We start from the raw sequence: 7978 nt of genomic DNA, 5'->3' as shown, positions 1-7978 counted from the left end.
AGTTACCAAGAATTCTGTAAACTGAAGTACTGCTAATTGACATTTTTGCCATAATTTCTCTAACTGGTACATGATACTGATAATAACTGCGAGCTATGCTCAACGCTAAATCCATTTTGTCTTTGTCAATATTTATTATTTTTAAGTTGATTTATACTGTGTCAACTTTTTCTAGGACAAGACAAACTTCTGGATCTATCTTATTCCTGATTAGTATTTACATACTTCCTAATAGAAAATGTTCTTGCGTCTAATAGAAATCTCCGTTCAGCGTCGTTGAACGGCGGTTCAAAGACGTTGAATGTCCGTTCAACGTCTTTGAATGGACATTCAACGTCACTGAATGCACATTTTATCTAAGAAAGCTTTTTTTTCTTATAGACAAGATACTTTTTTATATAAGAGATAAAACATCTTTTCTATAAGTTCATATCCATTAAAAAGGCACAAAAAAAATGAGCTCTCATCACTATGAGAGCTCAATTTTTGCTTAATTTTCCTAATATATTTTGTATAAGTAAAAGATGATGATAACGTTTCTCAACGTCTGTTTGATTTAACTGATGCAAAGATACTGCCTTTTTCATGTAAGCAGTCGCAAATATCAATTTTTATAGGGTAAAATCTGATTTTACACCTAATTCAAACAGTTTTTACCACCTTTTTACTCTTTTTAGCCACCTTTTTATTGTGATTTTACAAATATCCTATATGAATTTACACGTATTTTATGATAAAGAAAGCATTTTCTCAATCGGCTTTACAGCCTCTTTTGCAATATTTTCTTCCACTTCAACAGTAGGCCAACCATATTTCAAGGCATTATAAATCTTCTGGAGTGTATTCATCTTCATATATTCACACTCATTGCAGCTACACCCTACTCCACCTTCACTTACCTCAGGAGGAACAGGATAGAATGTTACCTGCGGACAGTTGCGCTCCAGTTCGTGCAGAATACCAGCCTCTGTAGCGATGATATATTCCTTGATTTCAGGATGCTCCTTGGCATAGTTGAGCATAGTAGCCGTAGAACCCTTCACATCAGCCACAGCCAATACCGGAGCCTTACACTCCAGGTGAGCCATCACCACAGCCTCAGGATGCTCTTTCTTGAGCTTTACGATGGCCTCAACAGAGAATTTCTCATGCACATGGCATCCACCATTCCAGAGGAGCATATTTCTGCCCGTCACGCTGTTGATATAGTTGCCGAGGTTATAATCTGGTCCAAAGATGATTTTTTCGTCCTGTGGGAAGCTGTCAATCACCTTCTTGGCATTACCGCTGGTAACCACACAATCGGTCAGAGCTTTCACGGCAGCAGTCGTATTCACATAACTTACCACCTTGTATCCAGGATGCTCTTCCTTATACTTTTTCAAATCCTCAGCCTTGCAGCTGTCGGCAAGTGAACAACCCGCATTCAGATCAGGACACAAAACCGTCTTGTCAGGACTCAGGAGTTTGCAAGTTTCAGCCATGAAGTGTACACCACACATCACCATCACCTTGGCATCCGTTTCAGCAGCCTTGCGAGCCAAGGCCAAACTGTCGCCCACAAAGTCTGCGATATCCTGGATATCCCCCACCGTATAGTAGTGAGCCAGAATAATAGCATCCTTCTCTTTGCAAAGCTGTCTGATTTCAGCTTTCAAATCCAAGGTCTCGTCAACAGGTTCGTCAACGTATCCTTTTTCAATCCATTCTTTTTTCACCATAACATTAATATTATATTTCTATTTTTAAATTTAAAAGAAAAAAATATAGGGATTATGATATGCCGTGGATAAGTGGATAAAAAATGCTCAGAAAGTTTGCATATTTAGTTATCCAAGTCTTTTCCCTACTTATTAAAAACTTATTCTCCTACGTTCTTGTTGGCTCATAATGTTTTAAATGACTTATTAACATTTCCCCAATTCGGTGCAAAGTTAATAAGTTTATATCTTTTTTCGGTCAAAAATCGTGAAAAACTTCCTAAAAACTAAATAATAACCCTGTGGATATCCGCATTTCATAAGTCTGAGACGGGTATGTGTGGATTTCCACAAAGTTATTACAGAGTTATTAAGATGGTTATACATACACTTTTCCACGGATTTGTGGAAAACGGAGAGAAGTCTAAAAACAGATAGTCCCACAGATTTCACTGATTTACACAGATCTATTTGAAACCATGTGTAATTCTGTAATATCTGTGGGACTTTACAGGGTGTAGAGTGTGTGACTTATGGCACATCCTCTATATATTTTTATAGTTTATCAGTTACTTTAGCAACTTTTTGATGCGTTCTACAATCATCTCTGGCTCAATATTGTTCAAGCAGGCATAGTCACCTCTCATGCAAGGCTTGTTACCATAGATGCTGCAAGGACGGCAAGGCAGGTCGATTTGCACGGCATGGAGGATATTCTGATTCCATCCCATAAAGCCTGCGTAAGGATGTGTAGCACCCCAAACGCTGACTACAGGTGTGTGAACCAAGGAAGCCAAGTGCATATTTCCACTATCCATGCTGAGCATGACATCCAGATGGCTCATCAGGTTGAGTTCCTGTGATAAACCGCTGAGTTGTGCAGAAGCATTGATAACTTGTGGATATTTCCCAGCCCATTCATTCATGATAGGAGTTTCGTCTTTTCCGCCTCCGAAAAGATATAAACGGGCTTGTGGATAACTGTGGATAAGTTGCTGGATAACTGTTTCCATCTTTTCCGTAGGATAAATCTTTCCCTTGTGCGCAGCAAAAGGAGCAATACCGATCCATGGTGCCGCATTTTCCCCAGGTTTGTGGATAATTCCTTTCTGGTCTGTGAATATCTGTTCAGGAAGAGAAGTCAAATCCCCTTTTCCTTCTCCATAGATGGAAGTGAAGTCCAGATCTACAGGATAACCTAAGCGTGCAAAGACATCAGCATAGTTTTGGAAAGAAGTAGGTTGCTGCACAAACTGTTTGTTGTTGGCAGCTATGAGTTTTCTCTTTCCCTTGCGATGCTTGTCGATATGGGCAACTTTAAAGTTATCCAGATTGAATCTCATGCGTAAGTAATCCGAACGAAGAACACTATGCAGGTCGGCAATAGCCGTAAACTGTTTAGCGACGAGGCGTCGGTAGAGAGCATTCAAGCCTTTGATACCTTTATATTCTCCTTTGATGTCAGCCTCCATAAATCCTATGTTGGGTGCAAGATCTGTGAAGAATGGTCTGGCAAAGGGGCGACTGAGTACGGTGATTCTTACGTGAGGATATTGTTTGGCCAAAGAATATACTACTGGTACAGTCATGGCAACATCTCCCATGGCTGAGAATCTGATGACAAGGATATGCTCAGTTTTCATTCTTTTACTTCTATATATAATAATGTATAGGAAAGAATATGAGAAGAATGAACATCATAGAAACTTTCATCTCATATTCTTTCCGGTTAGGGTTATTTGTGTTGTCTTTGAAAGAATGACTATTTCTGGTTGTAAAGTACAGGGTTTGTAGAAGGGTCGTTGTACATCTTCATCTGTCGATACACCTTCATGTACTTACGTCCAGCCTCGATATCTTCCAGAAGCTGGTCGATAGCTGTGCTCAGATCCACCTGCTGCTCCAGGAGTACATCAAGTTTAGCCTGGCACTTAGCCTTATGCTCGGCAGAAGCCTCAGGGCGCTCCACCTGCTCCTTCATGTGATAGATTTTGAGGGCAAGGATGCTCAGTCGGTCAACAGCCCATGCAGGACTTTCCGTATTGATGCGAGCATCATCCTGTACCTTCACGTCTTTATAAACTTCACGGAAATAAGAGTCGATTTGTTCCACGAGATCAGTACGATCCTGGTTACTCTTGTCGATGCGGCGCTTCAAGAGCAGCGCTTCAGCAGGGTCAATCTGTGGATCGCGGATGATATCTTCGAAATGCCACTGAACGGTATCTATCCAACATTTCAAGTAAAGTCGGTTCTCAATACTACCCTCTTCAAAAGGGTTATTGATAGGAGTATCAATATTATCTTTCACGTGATAATCGTTAATAGCCTGATTGAAAATCTTATTTGCTTTTTCTGTAAATGCCATATCGCTTTAATTATTAGTTCAACTTGTGCACAAAAGTAACTAAAATATTGCAAATAACCAACTAAAAATCAGAAAAAAGCAGATTTTCATGCACAAATTAGGGGTATTTGTGCACCAATATGCACTTTTTTCCTTAAAAAGTTTGCTTATATCAAAAAAAAAGTGTTCCTTTGCACTCGAATTTTTAATTAGAAATCGATTTATAAACATTTTAAAAGTTAAAATTATGTCAGAAATTGAAAGCAAAGTAAAGGCAATTATCGTTGATAAACTCGGTGTTGATGAGGCAGAAGTTAAGCCAGAGGCAAGCTTCACAAACGATCTCGGTGCAGATTCTTTGGATACAGTAGAGTTGATTATGGAGTTCGAGAAGGAGTTCTCTATCTCTATCCCAGACGATAAGGCTGAGAAGATTGCTACTGTAGGTGACGCTATCTCTTACATCGAGGAGAACGCTAAGTAATTTAGCAACTAATTTATACTAAATGGAATTAAAGAGAGTTGTTGTAACAGGTCTCGGTGCTGTGACTCCAGTTGGTAATACTCCTGAGGAGACTTGGGAGAGCCTTTTAGCTGGTAAGAGCGGTGCTGCACCTATTACTCATTTCGATACAACCCTTTTCAAGACCAAGTTTGCTTGCGAGGTTAAAAACCTGAACATCAATGATTGGATTGACCGTAAGGAGGCTCGCAAGCTTGACCGTTATACTCAGTTGGCTATGATTGCAGCTATGCAGGGTGTAAAGGATGCTAATATCGATCTTGAGAAGGAAGACTTAAACAATGTTGGTGTTGTATTTGGTGTAGGTATCGGTGGTATCAAGACATTCGAGGATGAGGTGAAGTACTTTGGTACTCATGAGGAGAACGGTCCTAAGTTCAATCCATTCTTCATCCCTAAGATGATTGCAGATATCGCTTCTGGTCAGATTTCAATCCACTTCGGATTCCACGGACCAAACTACACTACTACATCTGCATGTGCATCTTCAAGCAATGCTTTGGCTGATGCCTTCAACCTGATTCGTTTGGGCAAGGCAAACATCATCGTGAGCGGTGGTGCCGAGGCTGCTATCTGTGCATGTGGTGTAGGCGGTTTCAATGCTATGCACGCATTGTCAACACGTAATGATGACCCAGAGCATGCTTCACGTCCATTCAGCGCAAGCCGTGATGGATTTATCATGGGCGAGGGTGCTGGTTGCTTGATTCTCGAGGAACTGGAGCACGCTAAGGCTCGTGGTGCGAAGATTTATGCTGAGATGGTGGGTGAGGGCGAGAGTGCTGATGCTTATCACATCACAGCTTCTCATCCAGAAGGTCTTGGTGCTAAGCTCGTTATGGAGCGTGCACTTGCTGATGCCAATCTGAAGCCAGAGGATATTGATTATATCAATGTTCACGGTACATCTACTCACGTAGGTGATATCTCAGAGGCTAAGGCTATCAAGGCTGTCTTCGGTGATGCTGCTTACAAGCTCAACATCAGTTCTACCAAATCAATGACTGGTCACCTCCTCGGTGCTGCTGGTGCAGTAGAGGCTATGGCTTGTGTTCTTAGTGTGAAGAACGATATCGTTCCTCCTACTATCAACCACGAAGAGGGTGATAATGATCCTGAGCTCGACTACAACTTGAATTTCACCTTCAACAAAGCTCAGAAGCGTGAGGTTCGTGCTGCATTGAGCAATACATTCGGATTCGGTGGTCACAACTGTTGTGTAGTATTCAAGAAGTATGCTGAATAATTTAATAGATAGAATAAAGCTCTCTTTCCGCAAGGACAAAGAGCTTTATTTTTCTTTGTACCAGATTCTTGGTTTCTATCCTCACAATATCAGTTATTATAAGATGGCGCTGATGCATAAGAGCATTATGCACCGCAATTCCAAGGGAAAGCCTGTCAACAATGAACGATTGGAATTCTTGGGAGATGCCGTGCTGGATGCTGTTGTGGGCGATATCGTATATCAACATTTCCCTGGAAAGCGTGAGGGATTCCTTACCAATACAAGAAGTAAATTGGTACAGCGTGATACGCTCAATAAATTAGCCCAGGAGATGGGAGTCAACCAACTTGTTTTATCTAACGGACACAGTTCTTCTCATAACAGCTATATGGGAGGAAATGCTTTCGAAGCTTTGGTGGGTGCCATCTATTTGGACCGTGGTTATGATGCCTGCATGAAATTCATGAAGCAGCGCATTCTGGCAAAAATGATTAACATCGATAAGGTGGCTTATAAGGAGGTCAACTTCAAGAGTAAGCTTATCGAATGGAGCCAGAAGAACCGCGTGAACATTGAGTTTGTATTATGCGACCAGAAGAAGGATGGTAATGGAAACCCTATGTTTACTTTCCTGGTGACGATAGAAGGCATAGAGGGTGACAAGGGCACTGGATATTCCAAGAAGGAAAGCCAGCAGGCTGCTTGTAAGCTTACCCTGGAGCGATTGCGCAAGGAACCGCAGTTTATAGATGCTGTATTCTCTGCCAAGGCTAACAGAACCAAGATGGAAGAGGAACCTGTGGAGAATGTTCCTGATACTGAGGTGAAGGACGACTTCATTATCTCTCAGAATACGGAAACTAAAGAACCGGAGAAGCATGAGAATGTCTTCAAGGAAGAGGTTTTCGAGGATAGGGCTGTCAAGAAGGTAAATACTGTCGAGACAACCGATTCTCAGGAAGAAGATGAATTTGATTTGAGCGATATTTCCGCACAGCCTAAGATACAGAGCCGTGAGGACATCATCGCTGCAGCCGAAGCCGCTGCATTTGCAGAGGAGTAGGGCAGGAAAGAAGAATATATTGATAAAGCCTCAGATGAAAATGGAAGCATTTTATCTGAGGCTTTATATTACATGTATCTTTGGTGCAGAAATATATAAATGTTATGGAAAGAAGTATTATTTTAATTTTATTATCAATGCTATTATCGTGTACTGGTAATAAAGCCTATGATCAACAGCTGAGTAAGGCTGACAGTATCATGGATATAGCAGACGATTCTGCCCAGATAGCTATAAAAATGCTGGATGCTTTAAAACCTGAATGGTCGAAATTTACTAAAGCTCAAAGGATGCGTTATGATTTACTTTATCATAAGGCAATGAATAAGGCATATATAGATTTTACTTCAGATAGTACTATGCTGGCTGTTGTAGATTATTATGAGCATCATGGAACTGCTAATGACAAGATGTTGGCATATTACATTTTGGGGTGCGTATATAGGGATATGCATGAGGCACCAATGGCATTGGAGTATTATAATAAAGCAACGGAGCAGGCTGATACTGCAGCCCAGGATTGCGATTATGCAACGCTATGTAGAGTGTATAGTCAAATGGGATTTTTATTTGCGAAACAACATCTACCTCATCAAGAATTAGCTTCTTTAGACAAAGCTGTGAAATATGCTTATTTAGCAAAAGATACTTTAAATGCTATTAGATATTACGAAAATAAGCAAGCTATTTATGCAAATCAGAATAAGTTGGATTCCGCTATTATCATAAATAACCAAGCTGCTAAATTATTCAAGCAAATAGGCGCTCTGAAAGAAGCTAATATTGCTTTTGGATGTAATTTTGAGTATTATTTAAAAATGAAAATGCTAAAAGAAGCTGAAGAAGCTTTTAAAGCTTACTTATCGACCAATTATCATGGAAATGATAACTGGAAGGATGCTTATGCCTATATTCTTTATGAACGAGGTTCGTACTATTTGGCTGTAGGTAAAAAGGATTCTGCTTATTCTTGCCTGAAGCAAAGTTTTGAACCTTAATTCCGCAACACTATAGTTTAACATTATTTATAAGTGCCTGAGCAACAAAAAGTTGCCCAGGATTTTGCCATGTCAGAATTTTCACTTACCTTAGTGTTGCGAAAAGAAGACAAGCAAAA

General features: G+C 40.3%; 7 protein-coding genes. 4 read left to right on the top strand and 3 right to left on the bottom strand.

All coding sequences use genetic code 11. The features are described from left to right. Window positions 1–728: 728 nt before the first annotated feature. The 3 genes from nadA to EXN75_RS16595 form a co-directional block, all read right to left on the bottom strand. Window positions 729–1721: a quinolinate synthase NadA gene (nadA, locus tag EXN75_RS16605; protein WP_022109713.1), complete on the bottom strand. Its 993-nt coding sequence runs from the start codon at window positions 1719–1721 to the stop codon at window positions 729–731. Window positions 1722–2269: 548 nt separating this feature from the next. Continuing rightward, on the bottom strand, window positions 2270–3343 hold the full coding sequence (locus EXN75_RS16600; protein WP_134844660.1) for a glycosyltransferase family 9 protein: 1074 nt from the start codon (window positions 3341–3343) through the stop codon (window positions 2270–2272). Window positions 3344–3462: 119 nt separating this feature from the next. Next, entirely contained in the window at window positions 3463–4068 is a 606-nt protein-coding gene (locus tag EXN75_RS16595) for a DUF4254 domain-containing protein (protein ID WP_022109715.1), read from the bottom strand. Between the two features lie 226 nt (window positions 4069–4294). Here EXN75_RS16595 and EXN75_RS16590 point away from each other — a divergent pair, with 226 nt between their 5' ends. From EXN75_RS16590 to EXN75_RS16575, 4 genes are all read left to right on the top strand, one after another. Beyond that, a complete protein-coding gene (locus EXN75_RS16590; protein WP_006848240.1) occupies window positions 4295–4531 on the top strand; it encodes an acyl carrier protein in 237 nt (78 codons plus the stop codon). Window positions 4532–4553: 22 nt separating this feature from the next. Continuing rightward, window positions 4554–5816, top strand: coding sequence for a beta-ketoacyl-ACP synthase II (gene fabF / locus EXN75_RS16585; RefSeq protein ID WP_022109716.1), 1263 nt, complete (start codon window positions 4554–4556; stop codon window positions 5814–5816). Continuing rightward, complete coding sequence (gene rnc / locus EXN75_RS16580; RefSeq protein ID WP_134844659.1) at window positions 5806–6861, top strand: ribonuclease III; 1056 nt, start codon at window positions 5806–5808, stop codon at window positions 6859–6861. The genes fabF and rnc overlap by 11 nt, the downstream gene beginning before the upstream one ends. A gap of 104 nt (window positions 6862–6965) precedes the next feature. Then, entirely contained in the window at window positions 6966–7859 is an 894-nt protein-coding gene (locus tag EXN75_RS16575; protein WP_134844658.1) for a tetratricopeptide repeat protein, read from the top strand. Window positions 7860–7978: the final 119 nt, after the last annotated feature.

This window comes from Segatella hominis, from assembly GCF_004535825.1.
Classification (GTDB): Bacteria; Bacteroidota; Bacteroidia; order Bacteroidales; family Bacteroidaceae; genus Prevotella; species Prevotella hominis.
The sequence above is the reverse complement of the archived record's forward strand: the minus strand, read 5'-3'. Positions and strand labels throughout refer to the sequence as shown.